Below are 23,575 nucleotides of genomic sequence, written 5' to 3' on the forward strand. Positions count from 1 at the left end.
ATAAGGAAAGACTATGAAAATCAATTTACTTAAAAGCGCATTTATCGGCGCACTTACTTTCACTGCCCTAGCATCTAGCTATGCCAATGCACATGCTCGCTGGTTAGTGCCTTCGCACACATCTCTTTCAGGCGACAAAGCACATTATGTGATGATCGATGCCAGTATTTCGAATGAAATTTTCGCACCAGATAAAGCATATCGTCCAGCACAAAAAGGCGCGGAATATGATGATAATCTGATTATGGCAATCGGCCCTGATGGCAAACCAGTTAGCGATAAAATTCGTGCATATTATCTGCAACGTAAAAATTCAGCGGCGGTAAAACTAGCTGGGGAAGGTACTTATCATATAACGATGAGCCAAGAACCACGACTAATGACTTTTTATAAAGATGCCAAAGGCGAACGTGGCCGTGTATTTGGCCCTAAAGACAGTAAAGATATCCCAGCTGATGCAACCGATATTAAAACCACAAAATCGATTGCAACGGTAGATACATTTGTAAGCCGCAACGGCACCTCAAAACCTGCGCTACTTGGTCAAGGCTTAGAGATCAGCGGCCCGACTCATCCTAATGATTTATTTGTTGGTGAAGAGGCGCGTTTTCAGTTATTAAAAGACGGTAAACCTGCTGCCAACATAGAACTTGCCATCTTAAAAGGTGATACACGTTATCGTAACGAACGTGGCGAAGTTAAAGTAACCACAGATAAAAACGGCTTTTTCACTAACACATGGCAACACCCTGGACTATACCTTATTGAAGCAAGTGTGAGCGAAGGTTCAACTGAAAAAGGTATCGATAGCGTACGTTATTCATTATTTACTACCTTAGATGTAGCACCTGAATAAAACCCCTCATTAAAAATAAAGGCCAAGTAACTTAGCTTGGCCTACAACTCTAAATAAACACATAAACAACTTAGCGCCAAAATTTTTCTAAAATTTGAATTTAATTCTTTTATTTTCCCTCTTTTGGGTTCATATTATAAACAATTAAATTAACATAACTATAAAATATTTAACGGAAATAAATATTATGAAAAATGGACTTTATACCAACCTAATTCAAACCAGAAATAATCCTCATTTAAATTTAATAGCAAGCACTACAGGCTTAGCTTTACAGTACCACTAAACACAACAAAACCAACAACAAGGAAAGTAATATGAAATGGAGTTTTTTAATCCAGCTAGCTTTGATCCTAACTCTCACAGCCTGTGGCTCAGGAGGTGGTGACTCAGAAAAAAAACCAACCAATAAAGTCACTAACAATAAACCCGTTGCCATGATCAGTGCACCAACCGGTGAAATGCGGGTAAATACCGCGCTAACATTTAGCGGTACAAAAAGCAGCGATCCCGACGGCGATTCATTAGTTTATAAATGGCGCTTAACCACTGCAGACGGACAAAATGAGATCGCTCTTGCTGTTGATAATGAAAATAAAGTTGAAGTATCACTTGCTGAAGCAAAGAGTTATAAACTAATTTTAGTTGTGAGCGATGGCAAACTTTCGAGCGCCCCAGTTGAAAAATTAATTGAAATTAAAGCCGAGCCAACGCAATTAATTGCTCATGCAGGACTTACTCAAACAGTAAAACAAGGTGATGTGGTTGCATTAAATGGTGCGCTAAGTAGCACATCTAACGGTGTAATAAATAAATACTTATGGCAGTTTACGGCAAAGCCTCTTACCAGCAATGCAATCATAGAAAATAATAATAGCGTTACCAGCAAATTCATTGCAGATAAAACAGGTGCTTACGCAATAAAGCTAACCATTACTAATTCACAGGGGGAAACAGCAAGCAACGAGGTAATGATAAAAAGTGAGTCTTTATACGAAAATTCAGCTCCTCAAGCGGTTATTAAAGTACAAAATAAAACCGTCTCTCCTCGCAGCATAGTCACATTAGATGGCAAGCAAAGCAGTGACCCTGATCAAGGTGATACACTAAGTTATCTGTGGACTATTACCGCACAACCTGCCGATAGCAACCCGACACTCACTGATAACTTAAGCAATACCGCAGGCTTCTCTTCTTTAGACCTCGGTGAGTACACGCTCTCACTAACAGTTAAAGATCAATATGGTGAAACTGATACCGCCACAGTTACTTTAACTGTAGAGATAGCAAATCAAGCTCCTATTGCACAACTTGTAGCTGAGAGAAACATTAACTTAGCTGAAACTATTACTCTGCAATGCGAACAATGCAACGATCCTGAAGGGCAACCCTTAAGCTACCTTTGGCAGATAAAAAGCAGACCTGAGAATAGTAAAGCGCAGCTAATCCAAGGTACGACAGCAACCCCTTCTATCAGTGCTGATATTGAAGGTGATTATGTGATCACATTAATCGTATCAGACGGACAGCTTAATTCTGAGCAAGTAATAAGCGTTCTTCACGCTCAAGCCAATGCAAAACCAACAGCGATTATTGCTGATGTAGCACCTATTTTAGTCGATGAAGAAATTCAACTTGATGGCTCACAAAGCACAGATCCTGAAGGCAAAGAGCTTACCTACCAGTGGGAAATTTTATCGCCATTAGGACGTGCTACGCTTTCTAACACAGACGTTGCTAAACCTTACTTTAAAGCATCAGGTGCAGGAAGTTTTGTTATTTCGTTACGTACCAATGATGGTAATAAAGACTCCGATACGCAAACAATCACTATCATAGTTAGAGACAATGCAAAGCCAGTCATTATTTCTAAAGGCGAACAATTACGTCAGGCTTTTGTTGGTAATATAGTAACATTTGATGTTAGCCAAAGTTACGACCCTGAAGAGACCAATCTTAATTATACTTGGGGGCTTACCAAGCCTAATGAGTCAAATGCAGCACTGGTAAACATAAAAGATGGCGTCGCTGAATTTACCCCTGATATTATAGGTAGCTATAATGTTACTGTTACTGTTACTGATGCTGAGGGCAATGCAGCTGTAATGGAGTTTGCGATCTCTGCTACCGATCCCGCTTTACTAACAGGCATAGTTAAAGGACAAATTACCAACGTAGCTAAAGTTGGTATCAATAACGCTATACTGATGATAAATGGTAAGCAGCATACTACAAATAGCAGCGGCTTCTTTGAGGCAATAGTTAGTGTTGAACAGGGCGCAACTGTTAGTATTTCTACAGCAGATGAAAGACTGGCAACTAGCGAGTATAGTTCAGCAGCGATAACACAAAATGATTTTATCATTAATATTAATCAAACAAGCCTACCGGTTTTTCAAGATGTAGAAGTCTCTGTATTCGTCTGTCCTGATTTTACTGGACCCGACACCGTAAATCTGCGCTTTAAAATGATCGATACTATTTTAACGTCGAATAGTTTTCAGGCTCAGTATGATGAAACCAAGCCTTTGATATTACAAAAAAGTAATAACACATATCTAGATAGCACACTAAATATTGCACTCCCTGTAACTGCAACATATGAAATAACCGTGGTTGAAGACAATGTGCGCAATACATCTTATTCAAGTACTGCTATTTACTACTCTCAGTCGCCCCCAAACTTAGCGATAATCACCATTTGTAATAATTAGAAAAAACTAAGCCACTTCACGCGTGTTGAAGTGGCTTAGCGTACCTTCCAGATCCAATCTAAAGAATATTAAGAACAACCCTAAATTTGGTATTTTTGACCACTTATTCGCTATACTTATCTGATAATAAAAATAAAAACCAATAAAAACAAATCATTAAATTTTGGCTTTGTTTTTGCTATAAATTAGCAAATCGTAAAATATAATTAACAATGAGAAAATAAATAATGATCAACAAACCTCTTTCTTTGCTAGCCAAAGCCCTTCCTATTGCCACTAGCCTATTGTTTCTCAGTGGCTGTATTGTGCATGTTTCAACCTCGTCAGCCAATATACAACAACAGCAGCAACGCTCAATATCAGCGTCACAATTACAGCAACTAAGTATTAATGCTGAGGCGGGTTCACTTAAAGTGATCGGCTCAACCACAGCAACTAACATCAGCGTAGATGCCACTATTTATACAGCAAAAAGTGATGACCCTTACATACTTACTCTGGAACAAAAAGGCGATAAAGCCGTACTTATAGCAAAAAATTATAGTTCATCAGGAATAGTGGTATATCAAGGTAATTCACCCAGTATTGATTTAGTTATTACTGTGCCAAGCTCATTTAACCTTGAGATTGACGATGACTCTGGCGATATAGATATTGCTGGTGTACTAGGTAATATCATTATAGATGACGACTCAGGGAGCATTCGTATTGATCAAGGTCATCACGTCACAATTGACGATGATTCAGGGGATATCGATCTGCAAAATATTACTGGTAATGTAGAGATCAGTGATGACTCTGGCAGTATTACTGCACGTAACGTTGCTGGCAATATGACTATTGAAGATGATTCGGGTGATATAACCCTTACTAATATCACTGGCAGCGTAGATATTGACGATAACTCTGGCAGCATCAATGCCAAAACTCTAGGCAGTTACATCACCATTGAAGATGAATCGGGTGATATTTATGTTGAACATGTAAATGGCCTAGTCACCATTGAGGATGGCTCAGGCAGTATTCGTGTTAACGACAGTAAAGGTATCACCATCATTGACGCTGGCTCTGGTGATTTGAGCATCGATAATATCAACGGCCCAGTAAAACTTAACTAACTCTTGATGTAAAACGGCCAAGTAATTGGCCGTTTTTTACTGTCTAATTTTGTGTTGTCGGTCGTGTGATCACAACAACTGCTATATTTTGCTAATCGCAAATACCCTCAGCGTCTTATCGCAATGCTTGATGAGCGTAAATGTGTCGTCGCTAGTTTCCCTACCTGCGGTATTTTGCATTAAAAGCATCAACAAGTAATAGTAAGCACTGTTTACTACGCATAAAGCTCCTTTTAGTGCCATACAACACACCATTAAAATTCTTTAAAAAAGAATATTAACGCCTATTTTTACTAATTTTCGTTCTTTTAACGTGAGTATATTATTAATCAAGCATCAATAGTGATACTCGAAATTAAGTGATCATCTATTGTTAGGGCTATAACTTATGTATTCAATTAATCGAATCAACGTGACTCTGCTTGGTCACCTTTAAGGAGCAAAACATGGCTAAAATACTCAACCCAACTGAACATGATATTGGTGGCTTAAACGTAAAGCGCGTACTGCCTAATTTTGATAAAAAAATGGTGGGACCATTTATCTTTTTTGATCACATGGGACCAAACGATTTTCCTGTTGGCCAAGGGATCAATGTTCGCCCTCACCCGCACATAGGCTTATCAACACTCACTTATTTATTTCGCGGCAGCATTTTACATCGCGACTCGCTAGGTAATAATTTAGAAATCCACCCAGGCGATGTGAACTGGATGACGACAGGTAAAGGCATTGTTCACTCAGAACGAGAAAGCTTTGAAGTGCGCGCTAACCCGCATCATATTGACGGCTTACAATGCTGGATTGCGCTACCAGAAAATATGACTGAGATTGAGCCTTCATTCACCCATATAAAAAAACAGCAACTACCACACATAATTCATGAAGGTATCATGATGCGCTTAATTGTTGGTGAAGCTTACGGATTAAGCTCCCCAGTTAAAACCTACTCCCCCATGTTTTATATTGATGTGGTTGGCAGCGCCAATAGTCAAATTAAGTCGCCTAACCCACAGCAAGAAACCGCGTTATATGTTATTTATGGAAGCGTTACCGTGGGTCAACAGGATTATCAAGCAGGTGATTTTATCCTACTTGATAACCTCGATACTGATATTCACTTTGCCAGTGATGCACGCTTTATTTTGCTCGGTGGCGATAAATTTGAAAAAGTCCCATACTTGCATTGGAACTTTGTTGCTTATAGCAAAGAACGCTTAGAGCAGGCAAAACAAGACTGGCAAACACAACGTTTCCCAAAAATCCCTGGTGACGATAAAGAATTTATTCCGCTATAGTAAACAGTATTTTAAGGCATAATAAGTTAGCCAGTATTAGCAAAGGACAACTATGTTAGAGATCGCATTAATTTATTTAGCCGCAGCCATTGTTGCGGTGCCTATCGCAAAACGCCTTGGGTTAGGCTCCGTACTCGGCTATTTGCTGGCAGGTATTTTAATTGGCCCGTATTTGCTGGGGTTAGTGGGCGATCAAACGTCTGTTATGCACTTTGCTGAATTTGGTGTAGTAATGATGCTGTTTTTAGTCGGCCTTGAACTACAACCAGCAAGGCTTTGGAAGTTACGCCACTCTATTTTAGGGCTTGGGGGTTTGCAAGTAACCCTAACAGCCGCGGTAATTTTTGCAATTTGTTATTGGTTTATGGCCATGCATTGGCAAACAGCACTAGCAATTGGTTTAATGCTCGCGCTTTCTTCAACAGCAATTGTGCTACAAAGCCTGGAAGAAAAAGGTTGGCTGAAAAATGAAGCCGGCCAAAATGCGTTTTCGGTACTGCTATTTCAAGATATTGCCGTTATTCCTATTTTAGCATTACTACCATTATTGGCGTTTGAGCCAATGTTAAATGCCACCAGCACGCATAATTCGCTAACTGCTGATTGGCCAGTTTGGGGGCAAGTAACCGCCTCAGTAACAGTGATCGCGGCAATTATTTTAGCTGGTAAGTATATTTCTGCGCCGCTATTTAGGTACATTGCTGAAACCAGAATGCGGGAAATATTCACTGTATTTGCGTTATTTTTAGTGGTAGCGATTGCGCTGATTATGCAAAATGTTGGCTTATCTCCAGCGTTAGGGACTTTTTTAGCTGGTGTGGTACTGGCAGAAAGTGAATTTCGTCATGAGTTAGAGGCCGATATAGAACCCTTTAAAGGACTGTTATTAGGATTGTTTTTTGTCGCTGTCGGTGCCTCTATCGACTTTGCATTGTTATTTAATCAATTTACTTTAGTGGTTACATTGGTTGCCGCTTTAATTGTTGTAAAGGCCGCTGTTTTGTATGCCTTAGCACGAACTTTTAAAATTCATCATACCCAGCAACTGTTATTCACTTTAGCCTTAGCACAAGGTGGTGAGTTTGCTTTTGTGCTCCTGACGATGACTAATACATTGCAAATTTTAACCCCAGAACAAAGCAACTTAACCACCTTAGTCGTGGCCATCTCAATGTTAATAGCCCCTTTACTATTAATGCTTTACGACACATTACAAAAACGTAGCAACACAACAACAAAACCTGAGTTTGATAAACCAGAGCAGATAAGCCCAGCCAAACACGTAATCATTGCTGGGTACGGCCGTTTTGGACAAATTATGGGGCGCTTACTGAGCACCCAAGGGTATGATATTAGTGTCCTTGATCACAGTCCTAGCCAAATTGATCTGCTGCGCCGCTTTGGTAATACGGTGCATTATGGTGATGCAGCACGTAAAGAACTACTCGAAGCCGCTGGAGCTGATACCGCACAATTACTGGTTATTGCTATTGATAATGCCGACAAAACTCTCGAAATAGTTAAACTTGTCCGCAAACACTTTCCGCACTTAAAGATTGTGGCGCGCGCTAAAGATCGTCGCCATGCTTACCAATTACTTAATTTGCACGTTGATGCGTTTAACCGAGAAACCGTTGACTCTGCCATCAACCTTGCCGTTGAAACCCTAGAACTATTAGGAAATTCAAAAGAAGACTCGCAGCGCGCAGGACACTTATTTAGAGAGCACGATCGTGCCTCAGTACTGCAACTAGCAAAACTGTGGGGCGATGATCACAGTTATGGTGTAGCTGTACGCCAACGTACTGAAGATCTAAAACAAGTACTCAATCAAGATAAACGTGCCAGAGAATCACTCAATACCTGTGACCAAGGTGACTGCGAGGACAACCATAAAGATGCTTAAAATAACTTTAGAGCAATGGCGTATGTTTAGGGCTGTGGTTGAACATGGCGGTTTTAATCAAGCATCACTAAAAATTTATAAAAGCCAGTCAAGTATTCACAATGCTGTTGGTAAAATTGAGACCGCTTTAGGTGTTAAGTTATTTACTATTGAAGGACGTAAAACCGTGATCACCGAAGCTGGTGAGATGATGATGCGCCGCGCTAATTACCTACTCGATGAAGCCGCCAAAATAGAAGCAATTGGGCAGACCCTCAGTGAGGGGATTGAAAGCAAATTACGTATTGCTGTTGATGAAGTTTTTCCGCAAGCACTGCTTTATAAAGTACTCAACAATACCTCGGCAATGTATCCATTATTACGTATTGAATTATACGAATCAGTACTGACTGGCGCGAATGAATTACTAGAGAACACCAGTGCCGATATTGCAATATCGGGATTCACTGGCAAAGCCGGGTTTAGTGAAGAGTTGTGCAATATCGAGTTTACTGCTGTTGCGCACCCAGATCATGCGTTACATAGCATCACCCGACCTATCACCCTTGAAGATTTAAAATCGCACCGACAAATTGTGGTACGCGATTCAGCCTTACACAATAAACAAGACGGTGGCTGGTTAGGTGCCGACCAGCGCTGGACAGTAAGCCATATGCGGACTTCCATTGATATGATCAGCAACGGCTTAGGCTTTGCTTGGCTACCTAGCACAGCGATTACCAATCAGTTAGCACAAAATCGGCTCAAGCCCCTTAATCTTAGCCACAATAGTAAGCGCAGTGCCATGCTACATTTACTATTTAAAGACGGTGATCGCCTTGGCCCGGCAGCGCGCACATTCATTGGCGAGTTACGATATCAAGTAATGCAGGCTGATCTTGATTGCTAATCAAGGGCTTTCATTCTATTAATTAGAACAAATAGTCCTTTTAAAAGCGATTTTAATCTTCCTTATAAAACTTATACTGCTGCTATTCAAATTAGCGTTTAATCAGGAGTTAAGTTATGCACTACATACGCAAAGCCAGCGAGCGCGGCCAAGTTGATCTTGGTTGGTTACAAAGTCACCATAGTTTTTCATTTGGCCATTACCATGATCTAAAACACATGGGGGTGTCAGTACTTAGAGTGATCAACGAAGATAAAGTACTTGCAGGCCAAGGCTTTGGCACTCACGGACACCGAGATATGGAAATAATTTCCTATGTCATTTCAGGCGCATTAAAACACCAAGACAGCACTGGTAATGAATACATTGTTCCTGCTGGTGACGTGCAACGGATGAGTGCCGGTAGTGGCATTATGCACAGCGAATATAATGCTTCAAATTCTGCAACAGCGCACTTTTTACAAATTTGGATACAACCCAAATTGCGTGGTATAGCCCCTAGCTATGAGCAAAAAAGTATTCCGCAAACAACTCAGCTTACACCACTTGTTACACCAAATGGCGAACACGGCAGCGTGAGCATCAACCAAGATGCTAGTATCTATCGTTTAAAACTTGATGCGGGTCAATCGCATACATTGCAAACAGCGGATAGAAAAGGTTATTTGCATATTATCTGCGGGCATATAGACGCAAACAAGCAAAATTTTAGTAACGGCGATGCCTTTGCACTAAATCGCAATGAACGGGTAACATTAACAGCCACCAGCAGCTTAGAAGCGCTGTGGTTTGATCTACCAGCATAAAGTAAATAATCAGTAAGTAGAAAAACTAATGACAGTAACAACCCTCTCTATCATCGCATTTGTCGTATTGCTCACCGGCGTGTCAAAATCAGGCTTTGCAGGAGCGCTTGGAGTGTTTAGTGTCCCTTTACTAATGCTAGTGATGCCCCCTGTTGCCGCAATCGGTTTGATGCTACCGGTACTTATTGTTGCCGATGTCTTTAGTTTAAAAAGTTACTGGCAACAATGGGATATACAGCAACTTAAACGCTTACTACCGGGTTTATTGGTAGGCGTAGTTATTGCACATGCGTTAATTGGCTGGTTAGACGCGGCGTTTATAAAAACAGCGATTGCTATTTTATGTATAGTGTTTGCTATTCGCAGTTTAGCCTTTAGCAAGTTTACTTTGAGTGCCTTAAATAGCCGTTTAGGTGCCTTCTCTATGGGCGGTTTAGCCGGTATTGCAAGTACCTTAGTACATGCTGGCGGCCCACCTTTAATAATGTATTTCAGTACCATTAAGTTACCACCGAAACGATTTGTCGCAACTGTGGCGATTATTTTTGCGATGATGAATGCCGTCAAGCTTATTGGCTTTATTAGTCTGGGTTTAATCGAAATAAAGTGGGCATTAATTGCACTTGCCAGCTTGCCGATTGCTTTTTGTGGTAATCGTTTAGGGATCTGGTTGCAGGGCAAACTCAATACTTCGCAGTTTCTGAAAATAATGAATGTACTACTCTTGTTGCTGGGTATTTGGTTGTTAGTGATGTGATCTGGCTAGTTAAACATTTCGTAGTTAGGTAAACTGATTCAACAAACGCTATTTAAGGCTCTATTTTGTTAAATAACCAACCACTTCGTAAACCCTTCTCTGTACTGGTTGTTATTTATAAAAAAAATAAAGACTGTTTACTGATCCAACGTACCGATGATGCTAACTTTTGGCAATCAGTCACCGGCGGGATTGATGAAGGCGAAACGCCTATTGTGACAGCTTACCGTGAGCTATTAGAAGAAACAGGGATAGATGCCCGCGCACTGGGTTTAACAATACGTGATCACCAAAAAACCAATCAATATACCATTAGAGAGTCATGGCGACACCGCTATCAAGCCAATGCGTTAATTAATACTGAGTATGTTTTTAGTATTTGCGTACCCGATGATATCGCCATTACTTTAGATCCGAATGAGCACACTGATTTTATTTGGCTAACGCAACAACAAGCGGCTGACAAAGCCTGGTCGCCAAGTAATCGCGATGAAATCTTGGCGTTATAGTTTATTTAATTGTTATCAATTAGGTTAACTGCTTACTTGTAGCACTTATTGAAACAACAAGCCCATATTGATTGCTTGTGGCAACCACATCATTGCGTCTGAGGTTAACTCATCGCTAGAAACCTCTAGCTGTAATGCTGTTTGCTTAATCGCCATATTAAAGCTACTTCCTTGTATACAAAAACCGAGTAGCAAATACTGCCAATGAGCTAAAGACCAGACTCTAAATCTATAATGTATACGTGTTAAAGCAAGGTAACATGGTTGCTGAATAGGTAAAATCAACTCATCAGGCATTACTTCTAATTTTGCTATGCAGGCTTCAATTTGTGAAATGAGCTCTAAAATAGGGTAATCTAATGTTATTACTCGCAAACAAGGCGCCGCTTGAATATCAGTATTATTTACTAAACACGTGAGCATTTGCTGTTCGATAGAAAGCTCGGTTGCCGTTACATTTTTTTCAAGACCTTGGGCTACTAACACCTCAGACTTGGTGCGTTCAAATAAGGCTATTTGAGCAGGTAAATCGACCATAGTTTGTTGAGCAACATCGATTATACCTTGTGGTTTAGTTTGTGCTAAAAATTCGGCGAATTGCTCACCTAAATAATATAGACTCCAACTTTTAGAAGGCACCGTCACAATAAATGCTTTAGCAAATGTGGAAAATAACGTATCTCCCATATACTGCGCCAACAATGAAAACTCACAACGTAAACAATCCACAAGCCTTAGCACATAACCTGCAGCGTAAATATCTACTCGCTGCTGGGCTGAAATTTTATCTGTACTTTTAATTAGCGTATCAAGCATAACGCCATCATGCGCATATGCCTGTAAGAGTTTATCATCCAAATCACCACGAACAATTAATACTGTTTGCAACCAATGCTGCACTTGCCTCAATGAATGTTCACTCATAATTTCTCTTTAGCTAAAACCAGCGGTGTAGAAATACAACCTTGTTGGTGGTTATTTTGTACTGGAGCATGAGGAATTTGACCCGCTAATACAGTTTTAGCTTTGTTTAACTCAGCGACTAATTCAGGAAACGCAGGAATATTTGCATCCCATTCCAGTAAAGTCGAGACAGGCCCACATAAAGATTGCGCGAGTTGATACAATTCCCATACAGGTTCAGGAACTGGTTTATCATGGGTATCTATCAAACAATGCCCGCTGAGTGTTGGCCCCGCCAAATGCATTTGCACAATACTTTTAAGCGGTAAGTTTTTTATATATGTCCTTGGGCAAAAACCGTGATTATACGCCGACACATAAACATTATTAACGTCTAGCAGCATAGCACACTGTGTTTGTTCGACCAGCTGCGTAAAAAACTCCGGCTCCGTGAGCGACGAGTTTTGAAACTCTAAATAAGTAGAGGGGTTCTCCAGCACTAATGGCCGCTGTAAAAAGTCTTGTACCTGATTAACCCGGTTAATAACATGCTTTAAGCTTTCCTCAGTAAGCGGCATAGGTAGTAAATCGTGGCTATTTATTCCTGCAAAGCCTGTCCAACATAGATGATCTGATATCCACGCTGGTTTTACAAAATCCGCCAATGCTTTTAACTTTTCTAAATAGTCAAAATCAAGCGCAGAGCTACTGCCTATATTCATAGACACACCATGCATAACAATAGGGAAATCAGCCATCAATTGTTCTAATACATGACGGCCATAGCCATAATTATCGATGTAATTTTCACTAATGATCTCAAACCAATCAACCCCTGTTACTGGTTTTTGCATTAAGTACGGATAATGCTCACTGCGCAACCCCAAACCAAAGCCTAGCGGGTTTATTTGCTCAATAGCAGAAGCAGCAAAAGGCTGCTTCTGTATGTATGATGTCATGTATTCAATCCAATTAAGTTGAAGGCGGAAGCGCTAAGCGAATATCATCTGCAGGTGGCGGCGTAGTTTGCACTCCTTTTGCATTACAATAGGCCTGCCACGCGATACTGTAAACCGCATCACCTTCTTTAAATGGCATTTGCTCTAGAACTTTACCTGTTTCTGGGTCGGTATATGGTTTAGCCGTAGATGCATAGTCTGGTCCATCACCAAATTCAAATAATTGCATCTGGGGTTTTGCTGATGGCTCTTTTGGGAATAGCTGCGAGGCAGAAATCGGCACAGCACAACCACCTAAATTATTACATTTGTTATTTGCAGGAGCGCTAAATGGACCATCAGCAGGGGCGCTACCACCACAGCTTCCTCCCGGTGTTGTGCTATGCACAAACCCACACCCACCTTGCGCTTTGCAATTGTTCGAACCTTTACAGCTGTGGAACACTGTTGCGGGAGGTAAATTATTTGAATTTTCTTTTGTATAATCCATACCTTGGCACGCATGGTATAAAACATCCTTAGACATATCCGCAATACCCGCAACCAGATCTGGAGCCTGCCCTGTTGTAGCCCAACAAATAGATACTCGATCGCCCGAACCCCCCATTGCAGGACCTGGAAACTCAGTCGTTTTACCACCCCAATAGCGATCCAATGCTGTGGTAAGTCCTTTTAAAGTGCCAACCGCTGATTCACTAAAAATTTGATGTGTTTGTGCACGACGTTCAGGGCTAGAAAACAAATTATTCAATGCTTTTTCTACATCAACTACAGCAGGTAAATCTGGGTGCTTCTGCTTAGCCTTATCGCCACCTTGCGGGTTAAGCATTGCTACTGTAAATTTACCGCACAAGTTATGCCACGTTTGCCAGGTCATATACACTTGGGCCGCGTTGTTATCACTGTAAGATTGACCCTCTTGGTATTCATATTGAATAATCAAATCAAGTACATCAGCAAAGGTAATAAAATGATCTTTTTTAGTATTTGTAATACGTGCGCATGCAATACCAGATACAGGAAGTGGCTTTTGCCCAGCGCTATCCGCTGGGTAATCTTCTTTTAGGTTATCAGCATTAGGTTGAAACTTAGCAGCGACCTGATGATCATCTGCCTCAATCGGTGTGCTTTTCAATGCTACCGTTTGTTGCTGCAAATACGTTATTACCCAACTCTCTGCCGCCCAGCGGCTGCAGATTTCAGAAACAACACCTTTACCTTCACCTTGATCCGTTATTGCATTGATATTATTAACAATCTCAATTTTTAACTTATCTAGATCATTACTTTCATTGATTGAACCATTAATCCCCGGGTATTGCGGTTTATATTCGGCTGAGTCACGAGTATTAAAGTAATCACGTTGCACGGAATCAGGTTTAGCTGGATTCACCAAAATATCAATTAAGCTACTACCATCCTCATACACAATTTCAAGATAGTCCCAATAACAGCAATACATATGCCCGATAGAACCAAACATAGGTAAATCAACTTCTGTATCTGTTGCTTTAAACCAATCAAAAGGAGCTGTTTCAAAGTATTTAGGGCGAACGCCATCTAAATCTTTATTGATTATTAATTTTTTTGCACTTTCCTCGGTTTCTTCAATCAATAAAAACAGTAAAGCCTGCTCTTTTGTCAATGCCGCTGCATTGACTCGCATATCTTGTAGTGTTTGACCCTGAAAGTGAGTTGTAAAGTATTCTTTCACTTTAGGGCTAAGTTTTGATAAATCACGGCTGCAGTCTTTAAAATCTAAGATATGCGGGATTTGCGTTGTATCGTCATAACAATGCCAACCAAACTTTTCTGTTTGCAGTGCATTACTGGTAAATGAAGGAGTTAGATTTAGTTTACTGGCGATATTAGAAGCCAACTGTAAATGCAGCATTTCTTCTATAAACACACTATAAACAGCATTAAACGCCTGTTCATTTACGCTCAGTGGCTTGCTGGGTTTTGGCGTTGGAGTAATATCTAATTTTGCTATTCGTTCATTAGGAATAAAGCCTGCTGTTGCCCCTAACCCAGGCCATAAACGCTCGGGATACAAGCCTTCATCCCCACCTATTGCATGCATGCCTTGTATTGAATACAGACCTGTCATATATAACGGGATGGTAAATAACTCAACGTTAATCGCAGCTTGTGCGATGGCTTTTATACACGCAATATCAGCGTCTTTGTAACTTACGGGACGCTCTTTAATTTTTTTGTATTGTTTGATGCTGACTTTAAGATCAAGATCGAGGTTAATCCTTACCGCCTTTTGTGCACTCTGCATTTTCAATTGCTCCATGATGACAGTTATATGCGACCAAGAAACTTGTCGCGTAAGTCAAATGAGTGTAGAAGGTTTCATCAGCGATGCAGTATTACAATACATTACAAAAGTAGATATTTGGTACAGAAGTAAAACTAATACTTTAAAACCAAAGAAAAAGTGACTAAAAAACATTGATAATAAAACCATTATTTTAAAAGCATTTAGATAAGTAAGTCCTTATTGCGATTGCAGATATTTCGCACTATATGAAAGCTAATAATTTTTTTGTCCCAAAAGCTCACAGCCTACAACTTTTATTTATTGCCACTCCCATGCAATCAAAAGCATTATCAAATTTACTCCAATAGATACTCTAACTTTGTTTGGCTAGCATAACGACAAGCGGCCGAAAAGCTTGCTCACTCAGTAGTCGCGGTGAAATACTCACGCTAAATGACACAGTAAAGCTCTACTATTTGTCAAATTTATTGATACGTTTATTTATTCTGTAAATTTTTAGACTTATCAGCCATAGTAAAGATCTTATTTTATCTAAAAAAGTACTTCGTATGGATAGTGAGTTTTTTTCCAAACAATTTGAATCTGTTTGGTTATTGATCCAATCAATGCTTAGCCAACAAGCAACGTATCTACAATTATTGGTGATCATCACCAGCTATGCTGCCGCCTATTGGATTTATTCTAAAACAGTTAAAAAGCGCGTTGATAAGCACACTAAAGTGGCGTCCGATCACCCAATAAACATTATGCTGTTTCGACTTAGCAATATCGTTTACCCGCTAGTAGCAATCATTTTACTGCGAATATTTACCTCTATCGGCATCACTGTAGACTTGCAAGTGTGGTTAATGAATACCGCGCTCAACATTGCTATATTGCTGTTTGCTTACTCAATTATTAAAGAGTTTGTTAGCAGCCCTTTTATGTCAGCACTGTTTAAGTTAGTTGGCCTGCCCGTTTTGCTGTTGCACCTACTGGGCTTTTTGCCAGCATTTATTAAAACCCTTGAAGCGGTTTCGATTAATTTAGGCAATATTCAAGTCAGTTTATATGGCCTAACTCGGGTATTGTTTTTTGGGGCTATTTTATTTTGGTTAGGTCGCGCTTCCAGTAATGTTGGTAAGGTTATAATTCGCAACCAGCAAACTCTGGATATCAGCACCCGCGAAGTCTTTACCAAACTCTTTGAAGTTGGCCTGTTTTGTGTCATCGCGTTATTACTGCTTAACATTATGGGTGTTAACCTCACCGCCCTTGCTGTGTTTGGTGGTGCGTTAGGTGTTGGCCTTGGTTTAGGGTTGCAATCAATCGCCTCCAACTTTATTTCTGGCATCATTATTTTGCTCGATAAGTCACTCACCATTGGTGACTTTGTTGAGTTAGAAAACGGCAAAAGTGGCTTTGTTCGAGAGTTCAAAATGCGCCATGCAATTTTAGAAACTTACGACGGCAAAGACATACTGGTTCCTAACGAAACCTTTATTTCATCACTGCTGACCAACTGGACCCATAAAGACCCCAAACAGCGCTACCGTGTTGATTTTAGTGTGGCATACGCCACCGATGTTAGAGCCATGGTAGAAATAATTAAACAAGCTGTTGCCGAGCATCCACAAGTAATTAGCGGGCCTGATGTACCATTTGAAGAGCGTCCTGACTGTGAAATAGATAGCTTTGGCGATAATGGCATTAATATGTTTGTGGAATTTTGGATGCAGGGAATTGATGATGGTAAAAACCGGGTTGGTGGTGATTTACTATTAATTATTCTAGAAACCCTCAAAGCTCATAATATTGCGATACCATTCCCGCAACGCGAAGTTAGAGTGCTTAATGAAGACATGCTAAAAAAAATGTAAAAAATAAAGGCATAAAAAGCGGTGTTATAAACTTATAACACCGCTTTTAACCACTAAGTAAGTGTTATATCTCTAAAGATACTTTAACCAAGGTTTATTTGCTTTGCGCTTATAGTGACTAAATGCCTTAGTTGGCCAATATAAAGTAACGGCTAACACAACCGTAATTAACCAAATCCATGTAATATCATTTACGGCAAAATATGCACCATGATTAGCACCAAAAATAGCACTGCAAATTGTGTATAAAATCAATAAAACGTAAAGATGAAAAATATAAAAGAACATCGGCACCGAGCCATACACTCTTAAAGCATTACTAAAGCGATTTAACGGACGCTCAAAAAACCATAAGCCAAAAAACATCAGCGCTAAAGTGATTAATAAAAAGCTCAGTGAAGGTGGATATTTGGTAACGTTAAATATCGACATAGCCGTTTGCACTGCTGTTGAAAACTGCTGCCAAGGTAGCGTTTCGCCATAGATATTTAAGCCGCGTAAAATAGCAAATAACGCTAGACACGCTAAGCCCAAACCAATCAGCCACTGTTTACGATCTTCACTGTCTCGGTTATGTGCATACAGTGGGCCTGCGCAGTAACCAAGTAATATAACCCCAATCCAAGGTAATACTGGGTAACTGATTTTGACATTAACTAAACCACCTTCAGAGATAAAGCCGCGATCGTGCAGAATAGTCCATAAGGTATAACCCCACTCATCAGGACTGAAGGTAATTGGTGTAAGTAAGTTATGACCAAAAACAATCAATAAACCCAATGCTAACAATAGTCGTTGCGGTAAGTTAATTAGTAATGCCAGAGCCAGCATACACAGGCCAATAGCCCATATCACTTGTAGAAAAATAGTCGGGATAAACCAAATCCACAAAAAGCAAATAACCGTAACTTCAAGGGCAATTAAAAACAACCCCCGCTTAACTAAAAAACTACGAGCAGAGCGCACTTTACCTGAGCTTGGGTGGCTATAAAGCCACGCCGAAAGCCCTGTTAAAAAGATAAAGGTTGGCGCGCAAAAGTGCGCTGCAAAACGGCTCCAAAACAGCCCTGGAGAGGTAACGTCAACATCCATTGGGTCTAATACCGGCATTTGCGAGAAAAAACGCTCTCGCACATGATCAAGTAACATTAATAAGATAACCACGCCACGCATGATATCGATACTATGAATACGGTTTTTAACTTGTTCAGAAGTCATATGTTATACCCAATTTAAACTGTGTTGGTGCACCAGGGTAGGCCCATAATGCATTGTAGCTACTGGCTATGTAGCTTTCATCAAATACATTATCAACATTAAGTGAAACATTTGTCCGTTCAGTCGCCTGCCATTGAGCAAATAAACCCACCAGCTGATAACTTGGTAAGTTAAAAGATAAGTTTACTGGGTCGCCTAGTCGCTCTGAAATATATTGATAATGACCACCAAATTTAATGTCTTGCTCAAGTACACGGGTATTGTGATTTAAAGAAAGCGAAAAATTATTTTTTGGTACGTTAACTAACGGGCTACCTTTAGGAATAGGCTCTAACCAATCAACATTAATCATGTCTTTGGCTGTTTCAGCCTTTACGTAAGCATACGAAAGTGTGTACTGAGTGTTTTCACCTAAACTACCAGTCAGATCAACCTCAATACCTTTACTGGTTACTTTACCAATAGGTTTTGAATAACCCTTATCGTCAGCCACCAACATGTTGCCTTTGCTAGCATCAAATAAAGCGATGGTACCGCTAACGTTGTCAAAGCCGAACTTCACACCCACTTCAAAGGAATCACTTTCTTCAAAACCAAACGATTTACCCTGAGCGTCAGTACCACTTAAAGGTATAAACCCTTCGGAATAGCTGGTATAAAGGTTAATCGCATCATTTAGCTCATATACCATGCCTAGCCGTGGGCTAAGTCGATTCATCGTGCTATCTGAAGCAACACCTGACTTAGTCTCGAAAATATTCTGCTCAATTTCATCAAACCGCAATCCCAGCATTAATTTAAAACGCTCGGTAAGGTCTAACTGATCTTGTACATAAATACCGTATGCCTTTTGCTTTTCATTGTTTTCATACAGTTGCGCAACATCGGGGCCTTGCCCTTCACTGTAGTTTGGCTGATAAATATTTAATGTGTACGTATCTTTACCACCACGATAACGATAAAGCCCAGTGCGAAGCTCATAGTCATACCCATCAACACCAATCAAAACATGGTTAGTGATATCAGCAAGATCAAAATGACCACTTAATTCTGCGCGTACTGACAAATCATCAGAGTAATAATCTCTATAACGGTGTTGACGCGTAAGCATAGGATTATCTAAAGACAAAGTCTGTCTTGAAGGAGATAGTTCAGCATCAGACGAAAAACCTGTTAACGTAGCGGTACGATGGTTAGCGCCCAATAAGAGTGACCAGTCGCGATTAAAGTCATAGTCATAATTAAGTTGGTGTCCGCGAGAGTGCACTTTAGTTGGCGCATCATTAGGGTTACCTAAAAAACGGCTTCTAGGTACGGTGTCAAAATTATCGTTAAGTACAACAATACCTCGGTCATACATTTGCTGCTGGTCAACGTACTCAAACTCATACGTTAATGACGATTTATCATTGATGCTGTAATACACCGAAGGCGTGATCACAAACTTATCATGATGTACGTGATCTCGAAAACTGTCACTATCTTGCCATGCACCATTAATTCGAAATGCAATATCTTCAGTTAGGCCGTTAGTGTAATCACCTTGCACACGTTTATGATCTTCACTGCCAAGTTCAGCTTTTAACTGGCCTTGCTGATAGAACTGTGGTTTTTTAGTAATGATATTAATTGTACCGCCTGGTTCAGAGCGACCATAGAGTGCAGAACCAGGACCTTTTAACACTTCAATATATTCAATGTTAGATACATCACGTGGGCCCGCAAAACCTCGCCCACCACTAAAGCCATTAATTAAATAGCCTGATGGCATATTTTCATTACCCGATAGCCCCCTTATAGAGTAGCTATCCCACAATGCCCCACCATTATTTTTGCGAGAAATACTGGCAGAAAAATCAAGTGCATCCCTGAATTTAGTGATGCCATTATCAACCATCATTTCTTTACTTAATGTGGTAATTGACTGCGGCAGCTCTTTAACAGGAATATCTCCTCTAAAGGCTTGTTTATGTGCAATTGTGATGGTTTCTATATCTGATTCTGTGGCATTAGAGCCAAAAGAGAGTGCTGCAAAGGCAAGAGTTAATGCTGAGTACTTCATGATCCACTTTAATGATTGCTAGTCTTGTTTGGATATAATATAACATAATTGCAAAGCAGTGATACAATATAACGTTCAATTTAATAAAAAATAATACCAACCCTAAATGCTATGGTGTCAGCTACTCTGCAACTTGTTCGTAAATGGCATTGGCCTGAGCAAGAGCAAGCGACTAACCTCACTATGCGCTTTGATTATTACTTTGACAAAGATGTCACTCGTGACGAAATAATTAGCCACTGTATTAAGCAATCAAAGCAACTGTGCAGTTAATTTATTTTGATCAGTATATTGAGCCTAAGGCCTGTATTGCCTACAATGGCACACAATATATTCAATGCAGATCACAATTATGACTGATACAAATAAACCAGAATTACCAGATCAACTTTCGATCAACCCACGTAGCAAATTTTATGTAGAAGAAGTATTCGAGCATGAAATCGGCATTACACTTAACGGCAAAGAGCGTTTTGACGTTGAAGAGTACTGCATCAGTGAAGGTTGGATCAAAGTAGCCGCACCTAAAGCACTAGACCGCCGCGGCCAGCCATTACTTATGAAAGTAAAAGGCACAGTAGAAGCGTTTTATAAGTAACCGCTAAATAATTGAAAAAGCCGACTTTTGTCGGCTTTTTCATCACTGATTTTTACTTAGCGCTAGATAACGCTATAACATTACTTTAATACCTTTTTGCACTCGGCTCTATTTAAACTCATTGATACCTTGGCAATTAAAAGCCGTTACCTTATAAAAAACTCAACAGGTACAACAAGCTCAAGATTATTGCCTGCGATACCATTTGGTATGGCGGGTAATGGCTGTGCGCGTTGTAACATTTTGAGGGCTTCATCATCCAGTGCTGGGTAACCCGATGTTTGCTCTATGCGGCTTGTGACGATCATACCGTCACGACCAACTATAAAGTATACGATTACAGTGCCTTGCTGGCGTCTACTTTTAGCTATTCTTGGGTATTCTTTGTGCTTTTCTAGCCATGTTAATAAGGTCGTTGCATAGTTTTTTTTGTTTGCAAAACTAGCATTAATAGCCCCCTTGTTAAGGGGGGAGCTTTGCGTATTCGTTGCAACTTTTTTATTACTAGAGACAACGCTCTCTGCATTTATTGCTAAGCTTGCACCCTCTGCACCTTGGGCTGGTTTCTCTAGGGGCTTAGATTCTGGTTTAAGCTCTGGTTTAGGCTTCGGTTTAAGCTCTGGTTTAGGCTCTGGTTTAGGCTCTGGTTTAGGCTCTGGTTTAGGCTCTGGTTTAGGCTCCGGTTTAGGCTCCGGTTTAGGCTCCGGTTTAGGCTCCGGTTTATGCTCCGGTTTAGGCTCCGGTTTAGGCTCTGGTTTAGGCTCGGTCTTTTCTTTATTTTCAGTGCTTACCGAGGAGCTAATCAGGTCATTTTTTTCAATATACTGTGGCCCTAACGAAATCTCTATTCCTAATTTAGCACTAGCTTGCGTACTATTTTGCAAGGCAATGGATGGCGAATAAAAAATTAAAAAAAATATAATTAAATGTACTAAAGCTGCAAGTAAAATTGCACCAGACCAAGCCCATACACCTAACTTTAAAGCTGTATCTTTCATTGCTGCGCCTGCTCAGTCAATAATTGTAATTTTTTGACACCTATACTATATAAGCCATGTGTAAAGCTTACTAGATGATTTCCAACAAGATCTGCATCAGCTTTTATAGTGATCACAGTGTTAGGACTACGCTTAATAATATCTGTAATCTTGGCAAGTAAATCCGGCTCTGATAACGGCTGATTATCTAGAGCAAAATGACCTTTCTTATTCATTAACACAACAATTGTCTCTGCATCTTTTGCTGTTTCACTACTCGAAGTGGGAGGAGTAATATCAAATGGCTCTGTTGCGCTTAAACTGCCTGCGATCATAAAAAAAATAAGTAATAAAAAGACTAAATTAATTAGCGGTAAAATACGTTCTTCTGTTTGATCAGGTCGTCGCTCAGGGAAATGCATTAATGTAACTCCAAAGGCATATTGGCGCTTATCTCAGTTTGATTATTTACCTGCCATGTTGGGTCTTGAACTAGCTGTAGAGGCGCTATTCTTTGCTCACTTAATACATCTAAAATGTCGATCAATGCCTGCACCGGAGTGTCACCTAAAGGTTGTAGAATTATTGCTTGTTCACTCGGCTTTACTTTGGCTTTCTTTAACAAACTACTTAGCGCAATTTCGTTGTTGTTAAGTAACAATTTATCGGTGGCAACTTGCACTAAAAACGGGGGTAAATCTGTTTTTAAAGACCCCCCTGTATTACTGCTACTATTTACTTCAACGCTATGCCATTTTGTAAAGCTCGAAGCTAACATAAAAAATATGAGCAAAATAAATACCACGTCAATTAGCGGCGTCAGGCTCACCAACGTTTTTCGTTTTGCTTGTTTAGCTGATAGTGTTGGAAATTGATTATACGCTTTTTGCATGCTCAGCCTGCATCGTGTTGACCTGCGAAAACACTACACTCTTTTGCTGTGCGTTGCCCTGATATAAAGCTTCACATCCCTGCTGCGACAAGTCAGTAATAAATACTTGTGTTAATAAGTTGTCCATTTCGTGGGCTAAGTGGTCTACTTGACGCTCTAAATAATTTAATAATGCCACCACAGGTATAGCCACACATAACCCCACAGCCGTTGTTAGTAGCGCCTCCCAAATACCACCAGATAAAATAGCAGGGTTCACTTTATTACCTGCATCTTCTAGTTGCTGAAACGCAGAAATCATACCCAACACAGTACCTAATAGACCAAGCAATGGCGACAAAGAAGCAATCACTTCTAATGGACGAAAGCCACGTCTTAAGCGAAACAGCGTATCACTACCAAACCTAAGAACGTCTTCACGTACCGCAGGCTCGGCAACATTGTGTGTAATCCCCCTAAACGCACGCGCCATTGCAAGAGTTATTGGGTTTGGATGTCTATTAGCTAAATTAAGTGCATCTTCACATTTTCCTTGCTGCCATAAAACAAGTACACGCTTTGCGAATTGCCGTTGCCAAATATGTGCTTTTTGAAACTGTATAAGCTTTATTAAAACAATGGTTAATGCGATTACCGACATCAACAACAGTATGTATACGACTGCTCCCCCTGTGTTTAAAAGCTCTATAGTCGTTTTGTACCAAGAGGGTGCGCTCATAACTTCAGCATCAGCTATTTTATTTTCTCCCACATCTTTTGTTATATCAGCTAAAGCTGAATCAAACTCTAAAGGTGCAGCCTCACTGACACTAGTTTCATTATTAATTGCGGAAATAACTTGGCTATTATCTACACTGGCTGACTCCTGAGATGAACAGGTAAATGGAAATATAAATAGTACAAATATGATCAAAAAGAATTTTAATTTCATCAACTGCCTCAACTTTTAATTTTATCAATTTTT

At 40.1% G+C, this 23,575-nt stretch carries 21 protein-coding genes; 12 read left to right on the forward strand and 9 right to left on the reverse strand.

The features are described from left to right. Window positions 1–13: 13 nt before the first annotated feature. The 9 genes from FW757_RS06850 (at window position 14) to nudB (ending at window position 10,853) form a co-directional block, all read left to right on the forward strand. On the forward strand, window positions 14–856 hold the full coding sequence (locus FW757_RS06850; RefSeq protein ID WP_182717530.1) for a DUF4198 domain-containing protein: 843 nt from the start codon (window positions 14–16) through the stop codon (window positions 854–856). A gap of 317 nt (window positions 857–1,173) precedes the next feature. Next, window positions 1,174–3,570 (forward strand): PKD domain-containing protein, encoded by a 2,397-nt coding sequence (locus FW757_RS06855; protein WP_446441032.1) that lies wholly within the window; start codon window positions 1,174–1,176, stop codon window positions 3,568–3,570. 227 nt (window positions 3,571–3,797) lie between these two features. Then, window positions 3,798–4,688: a DUF4097 family beta strand repeat-containing protein gene (locus FW757_RS06860; RefSeq protein WP_182717532.1), complete on the forward strand. Its 891-nt coding sequence runs from the start codon at window positions 3,798–3,800 to the stop codon at window positions 4,686–4,688. Window positions 4,689–5,134: 446 nt separating this feature from the next. Beyond that, a complete protein-coding gene (locus FW757_RS06865) occupies window positions 5,135–5,986 on the forward strand; it encodes a pirin family protein (protein ID WP_446441033.1) in 852 nt (283 codons plus the stop codon). A 52-nt stretch (window positions 5,987–6,038) separates the two neighbouring features. Further along, entirely contained in the window at window positions 6,039–7,892 is a 1,854-nt protein-coding gene (locus FW757_RS06870) for a monovalent cation:proton antiporter-2 (CPA2) family protein (protein WP_145240191.1), read from the forward strand. Beyond that, on the forward strand, window positions 7,885–8,781 hold the full coding sequence (locus FW757_RS06875) for a LysR family transcriptional regulator (RefSeq protein ID WP_149982269.1): 897 nt from the start codon (window positions 7,885–7,887) through the stop codon (window positions 8,779–8,781). The genes FW757_RS06870 and FW757_RS06875 overlap by 8 nt, the downstream gene beginning before the upstream one ends. Before the next feature lie 116 nt (window positions 8,782–8,897). Further along, window positions 8,898–9,587 carry a pirin family protein gene (locus tag FW757_RS06880; protein WP_446441034.1) on the forward strand — a complete coding sequence of 230 codons (690 nt, stop codon included), beginning with the start codon at window positions 8,898–8,900 and terminating at the stop codon, window positions 9,585–9,587. A gap of 28 nt (window positions 9,588–9,615) precedes the next feature. Beyond that, the gene (locus FW757_RS06885) at window positions 9,616–10,344 is read left to right on the forward strand and encodes a sulfite exporter TauE/SafE family protein (RefSeq protein ID WP_149982271.1); all 729 of its coding nucleotides are present in this window, start codon (window positions 9,616–9,618) and stop codon (window positions 10,342–10,344) included. Between the two features lie 65 nt (window positions 10,345–10,409). After that, window positions 10,410–10,853, forward strand: coding sequence for a dihydroneopterin triphosphate diphosphatase (nudB, locus tag FW757_RS06890; RefSeq protein ID WP_182717536.1), 444 nt, complete (start codon window positions 10,410–10,412; stop codon window positions 10,851–10,853). A 45-nt stretch (window positions 10,854–10,898) separates the two neighbouring features. Here nudB and FW757_RS06895 read toward each other — a convergent pair whose 3' ends face one another. The 3 genes from FW757_RS06895 to FW757_RS06905 are packed head-to-tail and all read right to left on the reverse strand — an operon-like array spanning window position 10,899 to window position 15,002. Next, window positions 10,899–11,777 (reverse strand): HvfC/BufC N-terminal domain-containing protein, encoded by an 879-nt coding sequence (locus tag FW757_RS06895; protein ID WP_149982273.1) that lies wholly within the window; start codon window positions 11,775–11,777, stop codon window positions 10,899–10,901. Beyond that, on the reverse strand, window positions 11,774–12,715 hold the full coding sequence (bufB, locus tag FW757_RS06900) for an MNIO family bufferin maturase (RefSeq protein WP_182717538.1): 942 nt from the start codon (window positions 12,713–12,715) through the stop codon (window positions 11,774–11,776). The genes FW757_RS06895 and bufB overlap by 4 nt, the downstream gene beginning before the upstream one ends. Before the next feature lie 13 nt (window positions 12,716–12,728). Further along, window positions 12,729–15,002, reverse strand: coding sequence for a ferritin-like protein (locus FW757_RS06905; protein ID WP_259398452.1), 2,274 nt, complete (start codon window positions 15,000–15,002; stop codon window positions 12,729–12,731). A gap of 551 nt (window positions 15,003–15,553) precedes the next feature. On the opposite strand from FW757_RS06905, the gene FW757_RS06910 reads away from it, so the two are divergent. Then, a complete protein-coding gene (locus FW757_RS06910; RefSeq protein ID WP_149982276.1) occupies window positions 15,554–16,864 on the forward strand; it encodes a mechanosensitive ion channel family protein in 1,311 nt (436 codons plus the stop codon). A gap of 72 nt (window positions 16,865–16,936) precedes the next feature. Here FW757_RS06910 and FW757_RS06915 read toward each other — a convergent pair whose 3' ends face one another. Both FW757_RS06915 and FW757_RS06920 read right to left on the reverse strand, forming a co-directional pair. Then, window positions 16,937–18,082 (reverse strand): DUF1624 domain-containing protein, encoded by a 1,146-nt coding sequence (locus FW757_RS06915; RefSeq protein WP_182767425.1) that lies wholly within the window; start codon window positions 18,080–18,082, stop codon window positions 16,937–16,939. Continuing rightward, window positions 18,072–20,144, reverse strand: a complete 2,073-nt coding sequence (locus tag FW757_RS06920; protein WP_182717541.1) for a TonB-dependent siderophore receptor — start codon at window positions 20,142–20,144, stop codon at window positions 18,072–18,074. Before FW757_RS06920 ends, FW757_RS06915 begins: the two co-directional genes overlap by 11 nt. Window positions 20,145–20,255: 111 nt before the next feature. Between FW757_RS06920 and FW757_RS06925 the strand changes: the two genes are divergently transcribed. Together FW757_RS06925 and FW757_RS06930 are read left to right on the forward strand one after the other, a co-directional pair. Then, window positions 20,256–20,417 (forward strand): hypothetical protein, encoded by a 162-nt coding sequence (locus tag FW757_RS06925; protein ID WP_182717542.1) that lies wholly within the window; start codon window positions 20,256–20,258, stop codon window positions 20,415–20,417. 79 nt (window positions 20,418–20,496) lie between these two features. Then, window positions 20,497–20,742: a DUF3297 family protein gene (locus FW757_RS06930; RefSeq protein WP_149982278.1), complete on the forward strand. Its 246-nt coding sequence runs from the start codon at window positions 20,497–20,499 to the stop codon at window positions 20,740–20,742. A gap of 146 nt (window positions 20,743–20,888) precedes the next feature. Here the strand turns inward: FW757_RS06930 and FW757_RS06935 are convergent, their stop codons facing one another. From FW757_RS06935 to FW757_RS06950, 4 genes are read right to left on the reverse strand one after another with little or no spacing between them, the layout of a single operon-like run. Next, complete coding sequence (locus FW757_RS06935) at window positions 20,889–21,740, reverse strand: energy transducer TonB (RefSeq protein ID WP_446441035.1); 852 nt, start codon at window positions 21,738–21,740, stop codon at window positions 20,889–20,891. Then, entirely contained in the window at window positions 21,737–22,141 is a 405-nt protein-coding gene (locus tag FW757_RS06940) for an ExbD/TolR family protein (protein ID WP_182719654.1), read from the reverse strand. The genes FW757_RS06935 and FW757_RS06940 overlap by 4 nt, the downstream gene beginning before the upstream one ends. Continuing rightward, window positions 22,141–22,611: an ExbD/TolR family protein gene (locus FW757_RS06945; protein ID WP_182719655.1), complete on the reverse strand. Its 471-nt coding sequence runs from the start codon at window positions 22,609–22,611 to the stop codon at window positions 22,141–22,143. Before FW757_RS06945 ends, FW757_RS06940 begins: the two co-directional genes overlap by 1 nt. After that, window positions 22,595–23,542 carry a MotA/TolQ/ExbB proton channel family protein gene (locus tag FW757_RS06950; protein ID WP_182740148.1) on the reverse strand — a complete coding sequence of 316 codons (948 nt, stop codon included), beginning with the start codon at window positions 23,540–23,542 and terminating at the stop codon, window positions 22,595–22,597. Before FW757_RS06950 ends, FW757_RS06945 begins: the two co-directional genes overlap by 17 nt. Between the last annotated feature and the right edge of the window lie 33 nt (window positions 23,543–23,575).

This window comes from Pseudoalteromonas sp. 1181_04 (genome assembly GCF_052850545.1).

What these genes read in the sequence shown, in the direction of transcription:
- FW757_RS06850 (WP_182717530.1), top strand. Translation starts at nt 14, where the DNA reads ATGAAAATCAATTTACTTAAAAGCGCATTTATCGGCGCACTTACTTTC.
- FW757_RS06855 (WP_446441032.1), top strand. Translation starts at nt 1,174, where the DNA reads ATGAAATGGAGTTTTTTAATCCAGCTAGCTTTGATCCTAACTCTCACA.
- FW757_RS06860 (WP_182717532.1), top strand. Translation starts at nt 3,798, where the DNA reads ATGATCAACAAACCTCTTTCTTTGCTAGCCAAAGCCCTTCCTATTGCC.
- FW757_RS06865 (WP_446441033.1), top strand. Translation starts at nt 5,135, where the DNA reads ATGGCTAAAATACTCAACCCAACTGAACATGATATTGGTGGCTTAAAC.
- FW757_RS06870 (WP_145240191.1), top strand. Translation starts at nt 6,039, where the DNA reads ATGTTAGAGATCGCATTAATTTATTTAGCCGCAGCCATTGTTGCGGTG.
- FW757_RS06875 (WP_149982269.1), top strand. Translation starts at nt 7,885, where the DNA reads ATGCTTAAAATAACTTTAGAGCAATGGCGTATGTTTAGGGCTGTGGTT.
- FW757_RS06880 (WP_446441034.1), top strand. Translation starts at nt 8,898, where the DNA reads ATGCACTACATACGCAAAGCCAGCGAGCGCGGCCAAGTTGATCTTGGT.
- FW757_RS06885 (WP_149982271.1), top strand. Translation starts at nt 9,616, where the DNA reads ATGACAGTAACAACCCTCTCTATCATCGCATTTGTCGTATTGCTCACC.
- FW757_RS06895 (WP_149982273.1), bottom strand. Translation starts at nt 11,777, where the DNA reads ATGAGTGAACATTCATTGAGGCAAGTGCAGCATTGGTTGCAAACAGTA.
- bufB (WP_182717538.1), bottom strand. Translation starts at nt 12,715, where the DNA reads ATGACATCATACATACAGAAGCAGCCTTTTGCTGCTTCTGCTATTGAG.
- FW757_RS06905 (WP_259398452.1), bottom strand. Translation starts at nt 15,002, where the DNA reads ATGCAGAGTGCACAAAAGGCGGTAAGGATTAACCTCGATCTTGATCTT.
- FW757_RS06910 (WP_149982276.1), top strand. Translation starts at nt 15,554, where the DNA reads ATGGATAGTGAGTTTTTTTCCAAACAATTTGAATCTGTTTGGTTATTG.
- FW757_RS06915 (WP_182767425.1), bottom strand. Translation starts at nt 18,082, where the DNA reads ATGACTTCTGAACAAGTTAAAAACCGTATTCATAGTATCGATATCATG.
- FW757_RS06920 (WP_182717541.1), bottom strand. Translation starts at nt 20,144, where the DNA reads ATGAAGTACTCAGCATTAACTCTTGCCTTTGCAGCACTCTCTTTTGGC.
- FW757_RS06925 (WP_182717542.1), top strand. Translation starts at nt 20,256, where the DNA reads ATGGTGTCAGCTACTCTGCAACTTGTTCGTAAATGGCATTGGCCTGAG.
- FW757_RS06930 (WP_149982278.1), top strand. Translation starts at nt 20,497, where the DNA reads ATGACTGATACAAATAAACCAGAATTACCAGATCAACTTTCGATCAAC.
- FW757_RS06935 (WP_446441035.1), bottom strand. Translation starts at nt 21,740, where the DNA reads ATGAAAGATACAGCTTTAAAGTTAGGTGTATGGGCTTGGTCTGGTGCA.
- FW757_RS06940 (WP_182719654.1), bottom strand. Translation starts at nt 22,141, where the DNA reads ATGCATTTCCCTGAGCGACGACCTGATCAAACAGAAGAACGTATTTTA.
- FW757_RS06945 (WP_182719655.1), bottom strand. Translation starts at nt 22,611, where the DNA reads ATGCAAAAAGCGTATAATCAATTTCCAACACTATCAGCTAAACAAGCA.
- FW757_RS06950 (WP_182740148.1), bottom strand. Translation starts at nt 23,542, where the DNA reads ATGAAATTAAAATTCTTTTTGATCATATTTGTACTATTTATATTTCCA.